This is a genomic window from Pseudomonas sp. BF-R-19 (assembly GCF_019956445.1).
Classification (GTDB): domain Bacteria; phylum Pseudomonadota; class Gammaproteobacteria; order Pseudomonadales; family Pseudomonadaceae; genus Aquipseudomonas; species Aquipseudomonas fluorescens_BH.
Genome location: NZ_JAHBDN010000029.1, coordinates 66,809 through 85,637 on the forward strand (window position 1 = coordinate 66,809; position 18,829 = coordinate 85,637).

Genomic DNA, 18,829 nt, shown 5'->3' on the forward strand with positions numbered 1-18,829 from the left:
CACCGGTCACAAAAAAGCCGCCTCGATGGGCGGCTATGCAAGCTTGGTTTAGAGCCTCGGACGCCACAATATCCCGGCATAACGCCACACGAACAGGCCAAACGCCGTACACCAGAGGAGCGCCGACAGCGCCAACCCATTAGTGGAAAATGCCACCAGCCCAACCCGGCACACCCCGGCCGCCAGCAGCAGGACAAAACCCACCACGATCATCCTGGACGGTTTCAACTCTCGCCCGGTATGACCGAGACTGACCCGCGCGATCATCGCCAGGATCAACCCGCCAATACCGCCTACCGCCAGCGCATGAGTGGCCAGGGATTGCTGATGGATCAAACCGGCATGCCACAGCGTCATGGCCAGCGTCGCGATCACAATCCAGGCATAGGCCAGATACAACGACCACAACAACGGCACCCGCCACAGTCCCCGGTCATGCCAGCGCCACAGGCGTATCACATGCAGCGCGCTCATCAATCCAAACAACCCGGCCAGCCAAAGCCGGGGGACGTCATTCAAACCACCGGCAAACGAAACCGCCGCGAGCATGGCGCTGGCCATTAGAATTTTGCCCGGCAATGGATTCGCCGCAGGAACGGCAGGACGATTCAATCCACGCTGAATGAAGAACGGAATCACACGACCGCCAATCACACTCATCAGCGCGCCGATCAACCACAAAGCGGCCAACACACCGTGCCGTTGCAGATCGGCGTCATCCAGGACGATGCCGGTCAGCGTCAATGCCTGACAGCCAGCCAATAACGTGATCATCAACAGAATCGGATAATTTTCGCGCTTGCAGGCAGCCACCAGATCTCGCCCCAGCACCCAGGCCAACAGCGGCAGAAATGGAATTTCCATCACGAACAACAGCGACGAAGAAATCGGCAGGAACCACGCCAGACGCGCCAGCAGCCATATCAGCACCAGCCCGATCAGCGGCCAACCACTGAGCCCCGGCCGACCAGTCCAGTTCGGCACTGCGGTCAACAGGAACCCGGCAATGATCGCACCGGCAAAACCGAAGGGCATTTCATGCCGGTGCCAGGCGAGCATGCCACCCACCGGTTGCGTACCGGATAAATGGCCGTACAGCCAGGCGGCCCAGAGGGCCACGGCGATCGCCGCGAACCCCGCACCGGCGAGAAAAAACGGGCGAAAGCCCAGACTGAAAACGGCAGCAGCGGCCAACTTGCGCATCAAGCGATCGCTCCGTCTGCCGGTGCGTTGAGGCGATACTGGGACAGCAGACGCATCACATAACCGATTTTCAGCAAGGTCGGACCAAGAATGGTCATTGCATGCATCGACACCAACGCCGAGATCGAAAGCGAGCCGGCGTACAGATAGGCGCCGTAGATGCCGGCAAGCAACATGGCCAGGCCCACCCCGAGTACGCGACTCGACAGGTGCAAAACGTTCTGAGGGTTGCTCAATAGTTGGGACATGTTCCGGTACTCCTGAAGTCGTTCAGTTGTACGTTTGTTGCATCACGATCCGTGCCATCTCGGCAGCCCTTGCAGATCGAGCCTCTCAGGTACAAGCAGTCAATATGACCAACACTAAAAATAGTCACAATGACTCAATAGAAAGTCATTATGACTGCATTAATCCCGATACAATCTAAAAGCAAACCAATATCATTTGCACTGTTCATGGCCTTTTGCTTTAATCGCGATCCATTCTTATTTGCATAAAGGCACGGGATCGCCCACGGACATGCACTCACGATGACGGTTGCCGACACCTCCTGCGTCCAGAACCTCTACATCAGCCATCACCACTGGCTGCACGAGCTGCTGCGTCGACGCCTGAACAATGCGTTCGATGCCGCCGACCTGACCCACGACACCTTCATCCGCGTGCTCAAGCGCCCCCAGGTATTCGACGGCGAAACCCACGAACGGTCTTACCTGGCGACCATTGCCCGGGGCTTGTGCATCGATCACTGGCGGCGGCGACAGCTCGAACAGGCGTGGCTCGACACGTTGGCCGCGCAACCCCAGGTGGTCCAGCCCTCGCCGGAGCAGCGCGCGATCATCGTTGAGACGCTGTATGAAGTGGACGCCATGCTGCAACGCTTGCCCCAACGCGTACGCGAGGCGTTCATTCTGGCGCAGCTGCACGGCCTGCCTTACCGCGTCATTGCCGAGGAAATCGGCGTGTGCGAGCGCATGGTGAAAAAGTACCTGGCCCAGGCCTTGATGCATTGCGCGATCCTTGAGGCCGAACTCGACGGCCTGTTGATTCAATGAACCGGATCGCCACCAACGCCATCAGCCATGGAAGCCTTGAGCAAGCGGCGCAGTGGTATGTGCAACTCAATGATGAGCAGGTCGGCGAGCAGGAACGTCAACACTGGCAGGCCTGGCTGGCGCAAAGCGGCGAACATCAGGCGGCCTGGCAGTATGTCGAGCGGGTCGGCCAACGCTTTGCCGCGTTGCAGGACGATCATCAGCAAGTGGCCGGCCAGGTATTGCGCAACGCCGGGCGCATGCCAATCAGTCGTCGCCAGACCGCCAAGAGTCTGCTGATCCTGGCGTCGGTTGGTTTGTTGGGGTGGAGTGCCTGGAGGGAAACCGCCCTGCCGCTCACCCTGGCGCGCTGGACCGCCGACCTCTCCACCGGCACCGGCGAAACCCGCGAAACCCGCCTCAGTGATGGCAGCCAGATCTGGCTCAACGCGTTGAGCGCAATCAACGTGTGTTTCGACGCCACGCAACGCCTGCTGCTGTTGCAAGCCGGGGAAGTATTGATCGACACCGCCAAGGACCACGTTCGTCCGTTGCTGGTGCAAACCAACGAGGGCCGGATGCGCGCACTGGGTACGCGTTTCAGTGTACGTCAGGACGACCGGCAAACCCTGCTGAATGTCTACGAAGGCGCCGTCGAAGTCCGCACCGCCCATGGGTTGATGCAGGTAGTCGAGGCCGGACGACAACTGTCGTTCAGCGAACACCACCTCCCTGCCCCGACCGCGGCCACGCCAAGCCGTGAAGCCTGGCGCCGTGGACTGTTGCTGGCAGACAACCTGCCGCTGGGCCAGTTGCTCGAGGAATTAAGCCGTTATCGCCCCGGACATCTGGGCTGCGACCCGGCCGTTGCCGGGTTACCGGTCATGGGTTCGTTCCCGCTCAAAGATACTGACCAGGCCTTGCGCCTGCTGGAAGCGGCGTTGCCGATCCGGGTGGAAAAGCCTCTGGGCTGGTGGGTCAACGTGGCCGCGAAAGCGTGAAGCTGATTTTTTTCGTCGTGCCGGTACCCTTTTCGGGTTTTCGCTCGGTTAACCCTTAAAGCCGTTAGATTGCCGGGAACTTCATGTCGCGCGTCACCCTTACTCGCCGCTCCTGCGCTTTGCACCTGTCGGTGCTGGTCTTGGCGTTCGGCTTGACGGGTTTTGCAGCGCCAACAGTCCGAGCCGACACCCTCTCGGGCATTGAACTATCCGGCGGGCAACAACGTCATTACGCGATCCCTGCCGGCTCCCTGGTCAGCGCCCTCAACCGTTTTGCCGAGCAAGCAGGCGTGTTTCTCGCCGGGCACAACGACCTGGCAACCGGCAAACGCAGCCCTGGCCTGAGCGGCGACTACAGCGAGCCGCAAGCGTTGCATCAATTGCTGCAAGGCACAGGTCTGCAAGCGCAAGCCCAGGGTCACGGCGGTTATGTGCTGCGCGCCGCGTCCGCCGCAACAGGCACGCTGGAACTGGGCGCCACGAACATTTCCGGACAAGCGCCGGGGCCAATCAGCGAAGATTCACATGCCTACACCATTGGTTCGACCTCTACGGCCACCGGTCTGCCCCTGTCCCTGCGCGAAACACCGCAATCGGTCACGGTCATCACCCGTCAACTTCTGGACGACCAGGGTTCCACCAGCATCGCCGACGCCTTGCGCCGCGTACCCGGCATCAGCGTACAAAACTACGACAGCGAGCGCTGGGAGTTCTCCAGTCGCGGCCTGCCGATCACCAATTTCCAGTACGACGGCGTCAACACTGAGTACGACGGTGTCTACGATTACGGCACCACCAGCACTGACATGGCGATCTTCGACCGCGTCGAAATCATCAAGGGCGCAACCGGCCTGATGGCCGGTTCGGGGGATCCGTCGGCGACAGTCAACCTGATCAGGAAACGCCCGACCCAGGCATTCCAGGCCGCGGTCAGCGCTGCCGTCGGCTCCTGGGACAGCTACCGCAGCGAGACAGATATCGCTGGCCCGCTGATCGAAAGCGGTCACTTGCGCGGACGCTTTGTCGGGGTGTATCAGGACCGCAGCGCCTATGTCGACCACTACCAGAACACCAAGGACATCGCCTACGGCATTCTCGAAGCCGACCTGACACCGAACACACTGCTGACATTCGGCATCGACCAACAGAACACCCGCTCCCGTGGCGCCAGCTGGACCGGTTTCCCGATGTACAACAGCGACGGCTCACGCACCGACTTCTCGCGCTCGTTCAACCCGGCCACGGACTGGAGCCGCCGCGACTTCAACAACCAGACACTCTTCGCCTCGGTGAATCAGCAACTGTCCAACGAATGGGCCCTCAAGGTGAGTTACGACCGCAAACACCGCCAGCACGACACCTTCCTTGCCTCCGCCAGCGGCGGCAATCCGGACCCGGTCACCGGGGGCGGCATGTTCATGTACATGGGCAAGTTCGAAGGCGATCAGGTCCAGGACAATATCGACATCAACCTGACCGGCCCTTTCGCCCTGTTCGGCCGCGAGCATGAATTGATCGCAGGCTTCATGTCGATGAACACCCGCCAGGACATCCCGGTCTACGGCTCGGTTTATCCGCCCTTCAATGGCAGCATTTTCGACTGGCACGGCGAGTTTGCGAAACCGGACATTCCACGGGTGGGTGACAACGATATCGAGCAGCGCCAGACCGGCCTCTACCTGGCTACCCGACTCAAACCCAGCGACGACCTGGCGTTGATCCTCGGCACGCGGATCAGTGATTTCAAGGGGCACGATGACCTGGACTACAGCGACCCGGACACCGTCGACATCCGCGACAGCTATCGCCAGACCGGCGTGGTCACGCCTTACGCCGGGCTGGTCTACGACCTCGACGACACCTACTCGCTGTACAGCAGCTACACCAGCATCTATCAGCCGCAAATGAGCAAGGACGCCAATCGGCAATTGCTCGACCCGGTGCAAGGCAACAGCTACGAGGCGGGGATCAAGGCCGATTATTACGGCGGTCGCCTGAATGCCAGGTTCGCGCTCTATCGCATCGAACAGGACAACATCGCCGAATACATCAGCGGCGTCGACGCCGAGTCGGTGTACCGTGCGGTGCAGGGCGCGACCACCAAGGGCTTTGAAATCGAACTGGCAGGGGAAGTGAGCGAAGGCTGGAATCTGTCGGCCGGCTATACCTACAACCATACCCGCGATGCCCAAGGCGATTATGTCTACGGCTCGATCCTGCAAACCACGGCACCGGAACAACTGGTGCGATTGTTCAGCACTTATCGGCTGCCGGGGCGATGGAGCCCGCTCACGCTCGGCGGTGGCGTGAACTGGCAGAGCGAGTTCTTCGGCAACGTGTTCCAGCCCAACCCCGCCGACACCGTCAATTTCGGCCAGAACTCGACCATCACCCAGCGCAGCTACGCGTTGGTGGACGTTATGGCGCGCTATCGCTTCAACGAGCACCTGAGCACCACGTTGAACGTGAGGAACCTCTTCGACAAAACCTACTACACCGGGCTGGGCAACTTTGGCACCGGCTTCTACGGCGAGCCTCGCTCCCTGCAACTGACCACCCGCTGGCAATTTTGAGCGCGGGTCGATCTACGGTACTGCCGAACTCCTCCGGGCTGGCTACGCTTTAAATCCAGCCTGCATAACCTGCCGAGGAGTGCCCGTCATGCAACGCGTTCAAAAACTCACGCCCTGCCTGTGGTTTGAAGATCAAGCCGAAGATGCCGCGAAGTTCTACTGTTCGATCTTCGATCATTCGAAAATCACCGGCATGACCCACTACGGCAACGCCGGGTTCGAGTTCCACGGCCGCCCCGAAGGCTCGGTCATGACCGTCAGCTTTGAGCTCGACGGGCAGAGCTTCACCGGCCTGAATGGCGGACCGCTGTTCAAGTTCAGCGAGGCGATTTCGTTCCAGGTCAATTGCCAGACCCAGGAAGAAGTCGACCATTACTGGGGCAACCTGTCGGCCGGTGGCGTGCCTGAAGCGCAGCAATGCGGCTGGCTCAAGGATAAGTTCGGGCTGTCGTGGCAAATCGTGCCCGTCGCAATGATGGACATGATAAAAGACCCCGACACGAAAAAATCCCAACGCGCCATGGCCGCGATGATGCAGATGAAAAAACTCGATATCGCCGCGTTGCAGCGAGCCTTTGACGGCGAGAGCTAATACACTCGGGCGCTGACCTGCCGAGGACCGAGCATGAAGCACACCGCCGCCAAACACGCTGACAAGGCCCCTCGCTTCTGGCGCGATGACGCCCTGCCCTTCATCGAAGCCCGCTCGATCGCCGACGGTCGCGAGGTCTGCTACACCCGGCATTCTCACGAGCACTTTTCAATCGGTGCGATCACCGCAGGCAGCAGCACCTATATCCATGAGCAGTCCGAGTTTGCGGTCGATGTCGGCACCGTCGTGTTGATGAACCCGGGCGACGTCCACGCCTGTAATCCCATCGATGATCAGCCGTGGTCGTATGTGATGCTGTACGTCGATACGCCGTGGCTGACCGATTTGCAGCATCAGCTCGGGTTCAGTGACGACTTGGCGTTTCGCCGGTTTTCGCTCACCCATACGCGGGACGCGAGTCTGTTTGCAGGCCTCAACGATTTGTATGCGGTGCTGGTCGATCCGCAACAGGATGTCTTGGGCAAACAAAGCCTGGCGGTGGAGTTCTTCAGCGAAGTGCAATTGCAGCTCAACCCGGTAGCGCAGCCGTTGCGCGAGCCCAACTTCAAACTGGAACGCGCCGCCGAATACATCCGCGACAACTGCACGCACCTGCTCAAGCTCGAAGACATTTGCGCGGCGGCACAACTGTCGCCGTCCTACCTGATCCGGGCGTTCAAACAACATTTCGGCATGACGCCCCACGCGTTCCTGGTTAACCGCCGCATCCAGTACGCCCAGGATCAACTGCGCAGCGGCAAACTGATCGCCGACGTGGCACTGGAAGCGGGGTTTGCCGATCAGGCGCATTTTCAACGGGCATTCAAACAACACCTGGCGGCTACGCCGGGGCAGTATCGCGGCTGAATCCTGTGCTCAGGGCAGCAATAAATACACCGCACTCACCACCAACAGCATCGCCATCGCCCGGTTGAACAAGCGCATGCCGGCCGGGTTGTTCAGGTAACCGCGCAGGAACGTGCCGGCATAGGCCCAGCAGCCGACCGAGGCATAGCAGATCACCAGATACACCGCCGCGAACTGCCACACCAGCCGCGCCTCGCCATCGGCTACGAACGCCCCCATACCGGCCACGCAGGCCAGCCAGGCTTTCGGGTTGAGCCATTGCATGACCGCGCCGTACAACATCGACGGGGCACGCGCCGAATCCTTGGCTTCCACCTGTCCATTGTCAGCCGCCAGTTTGTAGGCCATGTACAACAGAAACGCCACGCCCGCCCATTGCACCGTTTGCGTCAACGCCGGCCACAACTGCAACAGCTCATGCAGCCCCAACCCCATCAACACCAGCAGCAAGACAAACCCCAGCGTGGCCCCGGCGACATGGCGCTGGCTGGCCCTGAAACCGAACCGGGCCCCGGAGCTCAACGCCACGATATTCACCGGCCCCGGTGTGATTGAAGCGACCAGCGCGAACGCCGCCATGGACATCAACAGACTCATTGCACACCTTCTTCCATTCAGTTGAACCAGGCTTGAAGGTAATGACCCACCGTAACCCCGTATTGAAGAAAAATGCCCTGTGCTGGATTAACTGGCGAAAATCAGGTGTACAGACTGACGACCCTCTTCACTTTCACCAGCGCCTGGCGCAGTGAATCCATGTCCACCGACCCCAGCGCCAGGCGGATCGCGTGTGGCACATGGGCCGTGATCGCAAAGGGTTCGGCCGGCGAAACCGACACCTGCTCGCGCATCAGGGCCATGGCAACCTGATCAGCGCGGGCGTCTTCGGCCAACGGCAACCAGATGAAATAGGAAGACGGATGGCTGATGTAGTCGAGCCCTTGCAGCACCTCGCGGGCCAGGGTTTGCCGGGCCTGCGCATCGGCGCGTTTTTGCGCCTCCAGATGGTTGACGGTGCCGTCGTCGAGCCAGGCAGTGACAATCGCAGTCATCACGCCGGGAGTGTTCCAGGTGGTCGCCATGATCGTGCGCTCGAACGCCGCCATCCATTGGGCGGGCGCGGCCACAAACCCGACGCGCAGTCCGGTGGCGACATTTTTCGATAAACCGGACACATACACCGTTCGTTCGGGCGCCATCTCGGCCAAGGGTGGCGGCACGTCTTCAGCCAGAAACGCGTAGGCGGCGTCCTCGATAATGATCAAGTCATGCTGACGCGCAATGGCCACCAAATGCTCGCGCTGATCGGCACCCATCACCCAGCCCAAGGGGTTGTGCAGGGTCGGCATCGAATAGATCGCCCGTACCGATCGACTCCGGCAGAGTTTCTCCAGGGCCGGCGAATCAGGCCCATTGTCGGTGACCGGAATGGGCAAGACTTCGAGGTGCAGGGTTTCGGCCAGTGTCTTGAATCCGGGATAGGTCAATGCATCGGCCGCAATCACATCGCCGGGTTTGAGCAACGCCATCATCGTTACCGCCAGGCCATGCTGGGCGCCGCTGACGATCAACACCTGCTCGGCCGGTACGTTCAACCCGCGCTCCACCAGATGCCGCGCCACCGAGGCCCGCTCGTGCAAACGCCCGGCGTGGGGCTGATAGCGCAGCAAGGATTCGAGATCGCCGGACAACGCCAACTGGCGCAAGGCATTGCGCAACAGGTCCGCCTGGCCCGGCAATGACGGGTAGTTGAAGTTGAGATCAATCATCCCCGCCGCCACGACGGACTGCGAAATGCCCTGGCCGGGCGGCAGCGATGTCTCCCGCACGAAAGTCCCGCGGCCGGTTTCGCCGCTGACCAACCCCATGCCCTCAAGCTCTGCATACACCCGGCTGGCGGTCACCAGCGCCAGTCCGTGTTCAGTGGCCAATTGCCGGTGAGTCGGCAAGCGTGTACCGGGCGGCAAAAGCCCCGAACGGATATCGGCGGCAAAGGCGTCCACCAGGGATTTATAGCGTGATCGCGGCATGTCGAGATGTATCCATGACAATTTTTTGATTGTATCGGTAGCCGATCATACGATGGATTCCATGCAATCAAAACAGTGAGCGAACACCGAATGGAACGGACATCTGACCTGCAAAAACACACCCTGGAAAACACCTCCCGCGGCTGGCTCAATGGCCTGATCGGCGTGGTGATTTTCAGCGGTTCGCTGCCGGCGACGCGGGTGGCGGTTCTGGAGTTCGATCCGGTTTTCCTGACGGTCGCCCGCGCCACCATCGCGGCGATTCTGGCGTTGTGTTTGCTGGGGTTGTTCAAGGAGAAGCGCCCCGCACACAATCAGCTGTTGCCCCTGGCCATCGTCGGCCTGGGCGTGGTGATCGGTTTTCCCCTGCTGACTGCGCTGGCGCTGCAATACGTAACGTCCGCGCATTCCATCGTCTTCGTCGGCCTGTTGCCGCTGGCAACGGCGGTATTCGGTGTGTTGCGCGGTGGCGAGCGACCACGGCCGGCGTTCTGGATTTTCTCGGTGCTGGGCAGTCTGCTGGTGGTGGGCTTCGCCCTGTCCCAAGGGTTGACCGCCTCACCCGAGGGCGACCTTTTGATGTTGTTGGCGATCCTGGCCTGCGGACTCGGTTATGCCGAAGGCGCAAAGCTGTCCCGCACCCTCGGTGGCTGGCAGGTGATTTGCTGGGCGCTGGTGTTGTCGTTGCCGTTGGTCGCGGTGCTGACCTGGATGCGCATGCCCGCGTCGTTCAGCGGCATCAGCACCTCGGCGTGGTTCAGCCTGGGTTACGTGTCGCTGTTCAGCATGTTGATCGGTTTCGTGTTCTGGTATCGCGGGCTCGCCCAAGGCGGAATCGCGGCTGTCGGGCAACTGCAACTGTTGCAACCGTTCTTTGGCCTGACACTGGCCGCCACCCTGCTGCACGAACAGGTCAGCCTCGGCATGCTGGGCGTTACCGTGGCGGTGATCCTGTGTGTCGCCGGGGCGAAGAAGTTCGCCAGGTAGCCCGTTGTACGGTGGTTTGCGCCCCTGACTGTATGGGTCAAGCCACCGCCGAACCGTGATAAAAATACGGTTCTTGCTTCAGGAGCCACCGATGGACATCGCCACCCTCACCCTGTTTCTGCCCGCCTGCTTCGCCCTCAACATGGCGCCGGGCCCGAACAACCTGCTGTCGGTCAGCAACTCGACCCGCTACGGCTACCGCACGGCTTGCGTGGCCGGCATCGGTCGGTTGCTGGCATTCGCCGCAATGATCGCCCTCGCCTCGGCGGGCCTGGCAGTCGTGCTGCAAACCTCCGAGCTGTTGTTCTACGCGATCAAGATCCTCGGTGCGGCGTACCTGCTCTACCTCGCCTGGCAATTGTGGCGCGCCGATCCCGGCGTGGAGAACGTGATCAGCACCGCCCCGGTGGGGACACTGGCACTGGCCCGGCAGGAATTCCTGGTGGCGGCCGGCAATCCCAAGGCGATCCTGATTTTCACGGCGTTCCTGCCGCAATTCGTCGATTCGACCCAGGCCATCGCGCCGCAATTCTTCGTGCTGGGCACCTTGTTTCTGATACTGGAATGGATCGCCATCGGCGCCTACGCCTATATGGGTCTGCACATGCGTCGCTGGTTCGCCAAGCCGTCGGGCAAGCGGATCTTCAACCGTTGCTGTGCGGGCCTGTTGTCTGCGGCGGCTTCGGTGTTGCTGATGGCACGCCGCACCTGAGGCGCTTGGTTTAAATGCGGGGGCGACGGTACGACGATTCGACTTGCTCGCGAAGGCGTCGTGTCAGTCACTGCAATAGCGAATGATATGACGCTATCGCGAGCAAGCTCGCTCCCACAGGGGGGCGTGAATGCTCGAGAACTTCTGTGGGAGCGAGCTTGCTCGCGATGGGTCCAGCCCATTCACCACAAGTCCACCTGCCCATCACCCTCTGTTATGGACAATGACACCACCCGCACCCGGCGATCAGTTGAAACTGCTGGGTGGAGGCCGAGGTGCAACCGGGCGACAAACAGTTCGATGTTTACCCCGAAGAGTCCATCGCCCAGTGGCATGAGCGGCTCGGCCTGGTTTGCTGAGAATAATTATCAACATTTTTCACGCTGCAGTTCCCCTTTGCGTTTTTCGTTCGGTTAACCCCTCAGAAGCACTTCAACTACCGACCGATTCGACGCAAAGGGATCCCCATGTCGCACCAGCTTGTCGCCCGTTTCCGTTTTGCCTTGTGCCCTCTGGCGCTGGCCCTGCCCGCCGCCCTGCTGAGCCTCGCCGCCCACGCCGCTGAAACCGACACCGAGAAAAAACCGGCCAGGGACGACAGCGTCCTGCAACTGGGCGCGACGACCATTTCCGGCCAGGCGCTGGGCGCCACCACCGAAGGTACGCGTTCCTACACCACCGGCTCGACGTCTTCGGCCACCGGCCTGCCGCTGTCGATCCGCGAAACGCCGCAATCGGTGACCGTCATTACCCGTCAGCAGATGGACGACCGCGGCGTGCAGAGTATCGGCGACGCACTGCGCAACACCCCCGGCATTTCCACGCAGAAGTACGACAGTGACCGCACCGAGTTTTCCGCCCGTGGTTTTACCATCACCAACTTCCAGTACGACGGCGTCAACATTCCCTATGACGGCGTGTACGGTGAGAACCCGAACAACGGCGACGACGCATCCAGCCTGGACCGCATCGAAATCGTCAAGGGCGCGACCGGCCTGATGACCGGTTCGGGCGATCCATCCGCCACCGTCAACCTGATCCGCAAGAAACCGACAAAGGAATTCAAGGCGTCGATCAGCGGCACCGTCGGTTCGTGGGACGCCTATCGCGGCGTCGGCGATATTTCCGGCTCGCTGAACGATACCGGCAGCGTACGTGGTCGCTTCGTCGGCGCCTATTCCGACAAGAACGCCTACCAGGACCATTACAGCCAGAAAAAAGACCTGTTCTACGGCATCCTCGAAGCCGACCTGACACCCGACACCCTGCTGACTTTCGGCGTCGACAAGTCAAGCACCACCCCGCGAGGCTCGTCCTGGACCGGCAACCCGGTGTACTTCGCGGACGGCGGCCGTACCGATTTCCCGCGCCACTTCAACCCGGGTGCCGACTGGAGCCGACGCGACTTCGACGACATCACCTACTTCGCCTCCCTGGAACAGGCCCTGGCCAACGACTGGAAGTTCAAGGCCAGCTTCGACCAGAAAACCACCGATCACGACACTCGCCTGGCCTCGGCCAGCGGCGGCAACCCGGACCGCGCCACCGGTGAGGGCATGTTCCTGTATTGGGGGCGCTGGGAAGGTCATCGCGTGCAAAACACCGCTGACGTGAACGTCACCGGCCCCTTCTCCCTGGGTGGCCGCGAGCATGAACTGGTGGTCGGTTTCATGGCGTCCCACTCGCGCCAGACCGGTGCGACCTACGACACCAGCGCCTTCGCAATGGTCCCGGGCAGCATCTATGACTGGAATGGCGACTTGTCGGAACAGGACTTCCCGAAAAACGGTAAATACGAACGCACCCAAAGTCAGAACGGCCTGTACCTGGCCACGCGCCTGCATGCGACCGACGACCTGTCGATCATCCTCGGCAGCCGTCTGAGCACGTTCAAGTACAACGAAGACTATTCGTATTATCCAGGTGCGGGACTCGATGACACCCACGCCAGTTACAAGGAACATGGGGTGGTCACGCCTTACGCCGGTGTGGTCTATGACCTGGACGACACCTACTCGGTGTACGCCAGCTACACCAGCATCTACCAGCCGCAAACCTACAAGGACGCTGCAGGCTCGACCCTGGCGCCGGTCGAAGGCGACAGCTACGAGGCCGGCCTGAAAGCCGCTTACTTCGACGGTCGCCTGAACGCCAGCCTGGCCTTCTTCCGCATCGAGCAAGACAACGTCGCCGAGTCGATCGGCACCAACCTGGTCACCAACGAAGGCATCTACAAAGCCGTCGACGGTGCAACCACCAAAGGTGTGGAACTGGAACTGGCCGGTGAAGTGGCCGATGGCTGGAACGTGTCGGCCGGCTACACCTACGCCCGCACCCGTGACGCCGATGAACAGCGGATCTACGGATACCCATTGTCGACCACCAAACCGGAACACGTCGTCCGCACATTCACTACCTACCGCCTGCCGGGCGCACTGGATCAGGTGACCGTCGGTGGCGGCATCAGCTGGCAGAGCGCGTTCTACGGCAAGATCTACAGCCCGACCGTGGGCGACTACACGAGCATCAAACAAGGTGGTTACACGCTCGTCAACCTGATGAGCCGCTACGAGTACAACGAGCACCTGAGTTTCACCGTCAACGCCAACAACGTCTTCGACAAACGCTACCTGACGGGCCTGGGCAACTTCGACACCACGTACTACGGCGAACCGCGCAACGTGATGCTGACCACGAAGTGGGATTTCTAAGCTGAGCGCCCGGCCAGAAAACTGAAACCTGTCAGTTAAACACCAAAAGCCGCGTGCGAGCTTGCTCGCGATAAGGGAGTAACTGTGACATCAATTTTGCATGACACTCCGCCATCGCGAGCAAGCTCGCTCCTACATTGACTCGCAGTGTTCAAAGGAGCGAAATTCACTGTCGATTCTCCGGTGGAGATCGCCCATGACGCGATCTATGCTGCGCCCATGAACCTACAAAAAACGTTGCTTCCGCCCCGGGCCGAGATGGTTCGCGCCATGCTCGAACGAGACACCTCCTACGAGGGGGTGTTCTTCACGGCGGTCAAGACCACAGGCATCTTCTGCCGCCCCGGTTGCACCGCCCGCAGCCCGAAGCCTGAGAATGTCGAGTTCTTTGCCAGCGCCGAACAATGCCTGGCGGCTGGCTATCGCGCCTGCCTGCGCTGCAAACCGCTGGACACCGCCGCCAGCGCGCCGAACTGGGTGCAGAAACTGTTCAAGTCGGTGGACGCCGACCCGGAGCAGCGCTGGACCGACGCCCAGCTACTGGCCGAAGGCATCGAACCACTGAAACTGCGTCGCTGGTTCAAGCAGCATTTCGGCATGACCTTCCACGCTTGGCTGCGCGCCCGGCGCCTGGGCATGGCGTTGGACGGGATCAAACAGGGCGACTCTATCGATGACGTCGCCTTCGATTCCGGCTATGAGTCCCTGAGCGGATTTCGCGACGCCTTCCAAAAATCGTTCCACATCACCCCGGGCCGCGCGGCCAACAGCGAGCCGCTGCTGTTCACGCGCCTGACCACGCCGCTGGGGCCGATGATCGCCATGGCCGAACGGCGTGGGCTGGTGCTGCTGGAGTTTCTCGACCAGGCATCGTTGAATCCTTCGGTCGAAGCGCTGCAAAACCGTTTCGGTTATGCCGTGGCGCCGGGGTACAACGCGCATTTGCAGCAGATCGAAGCGCAATTGTCCGCGTATTTCGCTGGCACGCTCACTGAGTTCAGCGTGGCCTTGCACATGCCCGGCAGCGAGTTCTCCCGCCGGGTCTGGGCTGAACTGGCGAAGATCCCCTACGGCCGGACCACCACCTACGGCGCCATCGCGGCGAGCCTGGGCAAGCCCGGTGCCAGTCGGGCGGTGGGCCTGGCCAACGGGCATAACCGCTTATCGATTGTCGTGCCCTGCCACCGGGTGATCGGCGCCGACGGCTCGTTGACCGGCTACGCTGGAGGCCAGCCGCGCAAGGCGTTTCTGCTCAGGCTGGAGAACGCGGCGGTGCAGCTCACGGAGCAACTGGCGCTCTGATCCCCCCACAGATTTTTCATAAGGAAGGAAACTCGATGGACAGGCTCGACAATCAACTGCACCAACTGCATCAAGAAGGTTTGCTGATCCTCACCAACGTCGCCGATGCCGCCGGGGCGCGGCTGGTGGAGCAACTGGGCAACAAGGCCGTGGCCACCAGCAGCGCGGCAGTGGCCTGGGTGCATGGCTACCCGGACGGCAACACCCTGCCCCTGGAACGCCTGGTCTCGACGGTCGAGTCGATTGCCCGGGTCATTTCGGTGCCGCTGACCGTGGACATCGAGGCCGGTTATTCCGATGACCTGGAACGGGTGGCCCAGGTGGTTGATGCGGTAATCGCCGCCGGCGCTGTCGGGATCAATATCGAAGACGGCTCCGCGCCTCCGGAGTTGCTGGTACGCAAGATTGAGATCGCGCGCCAGGTGGCCGAGCGGCGCAACGTGAATCTGTTTATCAATGCGCGCACCGATGTCTATCTGCGGGGCCTGGTGCCTGCCGAAGACCGCGTCGCCGAAACCCTCAGGCGCGCCGCGCTGTATCAGGCGGCCGGTGCCAATGGCCTGTTTGCCGCGGGCGTTACCGCGGAGTACGAGATCAAGGCGCTGTGCCAGGGCACCTCGCTGCCACTGAATGTGCTGGGGTTCCCGGGCCTGCCGTCGCCCGAAGCGCTTGAAGCACTGGGCGTACGCCGCCTGACTGCAGGTTCGGGCATCGCCGAGTTCCTCTACGGCGCCATGGCCGGCATTGCCAAAAGTTTTCTGCAAACCGGCAAGTTCGATAGCCACGACCTGAAGGCTTTGACCTATGGCGAAGTGAACGCCCTGTTGAAACCGTCCGGGAAAGCCTGAGCCCATGGCCGACGGCTATCAGGCGGCCAGTGCGTTCCTGGCGGCCATCGATGACGACTGGCGCCGCCACATCGACGCCATCGGCCCGTGCCTGCATCAGCCGCATGCGGCGCGTGACCCGTATGAGTCGCTGGTGCGGGCGATTGCCTATCAGCAACTGCATGCCAAGGCCGGCGATGCGATTGTCGGCCGGCTGCTGGCGCTGTTCGGTTCCGGTTCGTTTCCCCGGCCTGAACAGATCGTCGCCACGGATTTCGACCGATTGCGCAGTTGTGGGTTTTCCGCGAGCAAGATCGCGACCATTCAGGGCATCGCCCAGGCGTCGCTGGACGGCGTGGTGCCGGATTACGCCACGGCACTGGCCATGGACGATGAAGCGCTGATCGAGCGTTTGATCACCTTGCGCGGCGTGGGTCGCTGGACCGTGGAGATGCTGCTGATCTACAGCCTGGAACGCCCGGATATCCTGCCGGCCGATGATTTTGGCGTGCGTGAGGGTTATCGACGGCTCAAAGGGCTGGAGGTGCAGCCGACGCGCAAGCAGATGATCGAGATCGGCTCGGCGTGGAGCCCTTACCGGACGGTGGCCTCCTGGTATTTGTGGCGGGTGCCCAACCGGTAGACCGCGTTATCGTTCTTCGCGAGCAAGCCCGCTCCCACAGGGGATTTTTGAACGCCAAAGATCCAGTGTGGGAGCGGGCTTGCTCGCGAAGGCGTAAGCCCAGCCAATACATCACCCGAAGCTGGTTACAACCCCGACTTCAACCGACTGAACGCCCGGATCAACGCCCGGTTGAACGCCTTGCCATTGTCATTCTTGCTATACAGCGAAGCCCTCACCGCAGCCGTCGGATACGTCCCCGGATCGTTGCGAATTGCCGGGTCGACCAGCCCGTCCGCCGCTGTGATCGCATTGGCGTAATGGATGCTGTCGGTGATCGGCGCAATCACCTCCGGGGTCATCAGGTAGTCCATCAATGCCAGGCCGGCCTTCGGGTGCGGCGCGTCCTTGGGAATGACCATGGCATCGAACCAGATCAACGTGCCCTCCTTCGGTATCCGGTACTTGAGCGAATACGGTTTGCCCGCCGCCTCGGCCTGGCCCGCCGCGATGGCCACGTTCCCGTTCCAGGACATCGCCACGCAGGTGTTGCCGTTGGCCAGGTCGCTGATGTTCAGGTCGTTGTCGAAGTAGCGAATGTAGGGCCTAATCTTCGCCAGTTGCTGCTCGGCCAGCTTCAGGTCATCGAGGCTCTGGCGGTTGATGTCCAGGCCCATGTACTTCATGACCGCCGCAAACACTTCGTTGGGATCGTTGAGCAGGCTGACCCCGCAATCGGCGAATTTCGAGACCACGGTCGGGTCGAACAGCATCGCCCAACTGTCGGTCGGCGCGTCGGGCAGGCGCTGTTTCACCGCCTGCTCCTGGTAACCCACGCCCGTGGTGCCCCAGGCGTAGATCCCGGCATGGCGGTTGCCCGGATCGAACACCGCCATGTGCTGGCGGAACTCCTCGCCGACGCCGGCGAAATGCGGCAGTTGCTGCTTGTCGACCGTCTGCACCGCGCCACTCTCGATGGCCCGGGACAGATGCTGCCCCGCCGTCAGCACCAGATCGTAGCCACTGCGGCCGGTGAGCAGCTTGGTCTCGACGGTTTCCAGGGAATCGAAGTGGTCGACCACCACATGGATGCCGGTTTTTTCCTCGAAATTCTTCAGGGTATCCGGCGCCAGGTACTCGCCCCAGATGTACAGGTTGACCACCGGCTTGGCGGTATCGGCAGCCTGCACACACAGGGGTGCAAGCACCAGCAGTATTGCTTGAGTCAGTTTGTGCAGGCCCATTTTTACACTCCTTTGCCCGCGTACTGCGGCATGGTGATGCACGCGACGTTGCCACCACCGAGGAGGATTTCCCGGGAGTTTTCGATGCCGACGATGCTGTGTCTCGGGAACAGCTCGCCCAGGGTCGCCAGCGCCACCTTGTCGTTGCGATCACCGAACAGCGGCACCACGATTGCACTGTTGCCAGCGTAGTAGTTGATGTACGACGCGCAGATCTTCGTCCCGGCCTGACGGGTATGGGTACTGTCCTGCTGGTCCAGGCCTTCGGCTTCTTCAGCGGTCCACTCCAGCACATCCGGCTGCGGCAGCTTGTGCACGATCAACTCACGGCCGCGACTGTCGCGGGTGCTGCGCAGGATGTCGTAGGCCTCCTGATAGATTTCCCACTGTGGGTCGTCGCGGTTGTCGGTCCATTGCAGCACCACTTCACCGGGGCGCACGAAGCACGCGAGGTCGTCGACGTGGCCGTCGGTTTCGTCGAACTTGCAGCCCCGTGGCAGCCAGATCACCTGCTCGGCGCCGAGGTAATCGGTCAGGCGACGGGTGACTTCGTCCTTGCCCAGATGCTGGTTGCGATTGCGGTTGAGCAGGCATTGTTCGGTGGTCAGGATGCTGCCCTGGCCGTCGCTCTGGATGCCGCCCAGTTCGGCGATCAACGGCGCGCGATAGCGGTCGAAGCGTTCAATTTCGAGGATCTTGCCGGCGATCTGGTCGTCCTTGTCCCACGGATAGTACAGGCCGCCGTCAAGGCCGCCGTAGGCGTTGAATTCGAAGTCGACGCCGCGCACTTCGCCGCTCTGGTCATTGACCACGAAGCACGGGCCGCTGTCGCGGAACCAGGTGTCGTTGCAGGTCATTTCCACCACACGCACTTGCGGGGGCAACTGCCGGCGCGCGGTGGCGAACTGTGCCGCCGAGGCGCACACGGTGACCGGTTCGCTCATGGAAATCGCGGTAACGATCTGCACCCAAACCTTCTGCGCCGGCTTGGCACCGTTGCGCCAGACGTCGGTGCGCTCCGGCCAGCCGAGCCAGCAACCGGACTTGGCTTCGAATTCGCCGGGCAGACGGAAACCGTCCTGTTTGGGAGTGGTGTCGAGCAAGCGAGCCATGGTCAAACCTCT

Annotated in this window: 17 protein-coding genes and 1 pseudogene; 12 read left to right on the forward strand and 6 right to left on the reverse strand. The window is 61.5% G+C overall.

The features are described 5' to 3' along the window. Window positions 1–48: 48 nt before the first annotated feature. On the reverse strand, window positions 49–1,203 hold the full coding sequence (locus KGB28_RS02170) for an NnrS family protein (protein ID WP_223441808.1): 1,155 nt from the start codon (window positions 1,201–1,203) through the stop codon (window positions 49–51). Further along, entirely contained in the window at window positions 1,203–1,451 is a 249-nt protein-coding gene (locus KGB28_RS02175; RefSeq protein WP_223441810.1) for a transmembrane sensor/regulator PpyR, read from the reverse strand. The genes KGB28_RS02170 and KGB28_RS02175 overlap by 1 nt, the downstream gene beginning before the upstream one ends. A 282-nt stretch (window positions 1,452–1,733) precedes the next feature. Between KGB28_RS02175 and KGB28_RS02180 the strand changes: the two genes are divergently transcribed. The 5 genes from KGB28_RS02180 to KGB28_RS02200 all read left to right on the forward strand — a co-directional run bounded on the left by KGB28_RS02180 (window position 1,734) and on the right by KGB28_RS02200 (window position 7,270). Next, the gene (locus tag KGB28_RS02180; RefSeq protein ID WP_223441813.1) at window positions 1,734–2,258 is read left to right on the forward strand and encodes a sigma-70 family RNA polymerase sigma factor; all 525 of its coding nucleotides are present in this window, start codon (window positions 1,734–1,736) and stop codon (window positions 2,256–2,258) included. Then, window positions 2,255–3,238 carry a FecR domain-containing protein gene (locus KGB28_RS02185; protein WP_223441815.1) on the forward strand — a complete coding sequence of 328 codons (984 nt, stop codon included), beginning with the start codon at window positions 2,255–2,257 and terminating at the stop codon, window positions 3,236–3,238. Before KGB28_RS02180 ends, KGB28_RS02185 begins: the two co-directional genes overlap by 4 nt. A gap of 83 nt (window positions 3,239–3,321) precedes the next feature. Then, window positions 3,322–5,811 (forward strand): TonB-dependent siderophore receptor, encoded by a 2,490-nt coding sequence (locus tag KGB28_RS02190; RefSeq protein ID WP_223441817.1) that lies wholly within the window; start codon window positions 3,322–3,324, stop codon window positions 5,809–5,811. A gap of 88 nt (window positions 5,812–5,899) precedes the next feature. Beyond that, window positions 5,900–6,403, forward strand: a complete 504-nt coding sequence (locus KGB28_RS02195; RefSeq protein WP_150754694.1) for a VOC family protein — start codon at window positions 5,900–5,902, stop codon at window positions 6,401–6,403. A gap of 33 nt (window positions 6,404–6,436) precedes the next feature. Further along, the gene (locus KGB28_RS02200) at window positions 6,437–7,270 is read left to right on the forward strand and encodes an AraC family transcriptional regulator (protein WP_223441819.1); all 834 of its coding nucleotides are present in this window, start codon (window positions 6,437–6,439) and stop codon (window positions 7,268–7,270) included. Between the two features lie 9 nt (window positions 7,271–7,279). Here KGB28_RS02200 and KGB28_RS02205 read toward each other — a convergent pair whose 3' ends face one another. After that, complete coding sequence (locus KGB28_RS02205) at window positions 7,280–7,867, reverse strand: LysE family translocator (protein ID WP_150754692.1); 588 nt, start codon at window positions 7,865–7,867, stop codon at window positions 7,280–7,282. A gap of 101 nt (window positions 7,868–7,968) precedes the next feature. Continuing rightward, entirely contained in the window at window positions 7,969–9,300 is a 1,332-nt protein-coding gene (locus tag KGB28_RS02210; protein ID WP_223441821.1) for a PLP-dependent aminotransferase family protein, read from the reverse strand. A gap of 90 nt (window positions 9,301–9,390) precedes the next feature. On the opposite strand from KGB28_RS02210, the gene KGB28_RS02215 reads away from it, so the two are divergent. The 7 genes and pseudogenes from KGB28_RS02215 to KGB28_RS02245 all read left to right on the forward strand — a co-directional run bounded on the left by KGB28_RS02215 (window position 9,391) and on the right by KGB28_RS02245 (window position 16,482). After that, window positions 9,391–10,287, forward strand: coding sequence for a DMT family transporter (locus tag KGB28_RS02215; RefSeq protein ID WP_223441822.1), 897 nt, complete (start codon window positions 9,391–9,393; stop codon window positions 10,285–10,287). 91 nt (window positions 10,288–10,378) lie between these two features. Then, entirely contained in the window at window positions 10,379–10,999 is a 621-nt protein-coding gene (locus KGB28_RS02220) for a LysE family translocator (protein ID WP_223441824.1), read from the forward strand. A gap of 260 nt (window positions 11,000–11,259) precedes the next feature. Beyond that, window positions 11,260–11,358: pseudogene (locus KGB28_RS02225) on the forward strand (GFA family protein); the annotation flags it as partial. A 108-nt stretch (window positions 11,359–11,466) separates the two neighbouring features. Further along, window positions 11,467–13,710: a TonB-dependent siderophore receptor gene (locus tag KGB28_RS02230; RefSeq protein WP_223441827.1), complete on the forward strand. Its 2,244-nt coding sequence runs from the start codon at window positions 11,467–11,469 to the stop codon at window positions 13,708–13,710. Window positions 13,711–13,929: 219 nt separating this feature from the next. Continuing rightward, window positions 13,930–15,012, forward strand: coding sequence for a bifunctional transcriptional activator/DNA repair enzyme AdaA (locus KGB28_RS02235; RefSeq protein ID WP_223441829.1), 1,083 nt, complete (start codon window positions 13,930–13,932; stop codon window positions 15,010–15,012). A 35-nt stretch (window positions 15,013–15,047) separates the two neighbouring features. Next, window positions 15,048–15,860, forward strand: coding sequence for an isocitrate lyase/phosphoenolpyruvate mutase family protein (locus tag KGB28_RS02240; RefSeq protein ID WP_223441832.1), 813 nt, complete (start codon window positions 15,048–15,050; stop codon window positions 15,858–15,860). Between the two features lie 4 nt (window positions 15,861–15,864). After that, entirely contained in the window at window positions 15,865–16,482 is a 618-nt protein-coding gene (locus KGB28_RS02245; protein ID WP_223441842.1) for a DNA-3-methyladenine glycosylase family protein, read from the forward strand. Between the two features lie 125 nt (window positions 16,483–16,607). Here KGB28_RS02245 and KGB28_RS02250 read toward each other — a convergent pair whose 3' ends face one another. Together KGB28_RS02250 and aguA are read right to left on the reverse strand one after the other, a co-directional pair. Beyond that, window positions 16,608–17,705 carry an extracellular solute-binding protein gene (locus KGB28_RS02250; protein WP_223441850.1) on the reverse strand — a complete coding sequence of 366 codons (1,098 nt, stop codon included), beginning with the start codon at window positions 17,703–17,705 and terminating at the stop codon, window positions 16,608–16,610. Between the two features lie 2 nt (window positions 17,706–17,707). Next, window positions 17,708–18,817, reverse strand: coding sequence for an agmatine deiminase (gene aguA, locus KGB28_RS02255; RefSeq protein WP_223441853.1), 1,110 nt, complete (start codon window positions 18,815–18,817; stop codon window positions 17,708–17,710). Window positions 18,818–18,829 lie beyond the last annotated feature (12 nt).

Bases quoted from the DNA above. Each gene is read 5' to 3' on its own strand.
- KGB28_RS02170 (WP_223441808.1), bottom strand. From the start codon at position 1,203: ATGCGCAAGTTGGCCGCTGCTGCCGTTTTCAGTCTGGGCTTTCGCCCG.
- KGB28_RS02175 (WP_223441810.1), bottom strand. From the start codon at position 1,451: ATGTCCCAACTATTGAGCAACCCTCAGAACGTTTTGCACCTGTCGAGT.
- KGB28_RS02180 (WP_223441813.1), top strand. From the start codon at position 1,734: ATGACGGTTGCCGACACCTCCTGCGTCCAGAACCTCTACATCAGCCAT.
- KGB28_RS02185 (WP_223441815.1), top strand. From the start codon at position 2,255: ATGAACCGGATCGCCACCAACGCCATCAGCCATGGAAGCCTTGAGCAA.
- KGB28_RS02190 (WP_223441817.1), top strand. From the start codon at position 3,322: ATGTCGCGCGTCACCCTTACTCGCCGCTCCTGCGCTTTGCACCTGTCG.
- KGB28_RS02195 (WP_150754694.1), top strand. From the start codon at position 5,900: ATGCAACGCGTTCAAAAACTCACGCCCTGCCTGTGGTTTGAAGATCAA.
- KGB28_RS02200 (WP_223441819.1), top strand. From the start codon at position 6,437: ATGAAGCACACCGCCGCCAAACACGCTGACAAGGCCCCTCGCTTCTGG.
- KGB28_RS02205 (WP_150754692.1), bottom strand. From the start codon at position 7,867: ATGAGTCTGTTGATGTCCATGGCGGCGTTCGCGCTGGTCGCTTCAATC.
- KGB28_RS02210 (WP_223441821.1), bottom strand. From the start codon at position 9,300: ATGCCGCGATCACGCTATAAATCCCTGGTGGACGCCTTTGCCGCCGAT.
- KGB28_RS02215 (WP_223441822.1), top strand. From the start codon at position 9,391: ATGGAACGGACATCTGACCTGCAAAAACACACCCTGGAAAACACCTCC.
- KGB28_RS02220 (WP_223441824.1), top strand. From the start codon at position 10,379: ATGGACATCGCCACCCTCACCCTGTTTCTGCCCGCCTGCTTCGCCCTC.
- KGB28_RS02230 (WP_223441827.1), top strand. From the start codon at position 11,467: ATGTCGCACCAGCTTGTCGCCCGTTTCCGTTTTGCCTTGTGCCCTCTG.
- KGB28_RS02235 (WP_223441829.1), top strand. From the start codon at position 13,930: ATGAACCTACAAAAAACGTTGCTTCCGCCCCGGGCCGAGATGGTTCGC.
- KGB28_RS02240 (WP_223441832.1), top strand. From the start codon at position 15,048: ATGGACAGGCTCGACAATCAACTGCACCAACTGCATCAAGAAGGTTTG.
- KGB28_RS02245 (WP_223441842.1), top strand. From the start codon at position 15,865: ATGGCCGACGGCTATCAGGCGGCCAGTGCGTTCCTGGCGGCCATCGAT.
- KGB28_RS02250 (WP_223441850.1), bottom strand. From the start codon at position 17,705: ATGGGCCTGCACAAACTGACTCAAGCAATACTGCTGGTGCTTGCACCC.
- aguA (WP_223441853.1), bottom strand. From the start codon at position 18,817: ATGGCTCGCTTGCTCGACACCACTCCCAAACAGGACGGTTTCCGTCTG.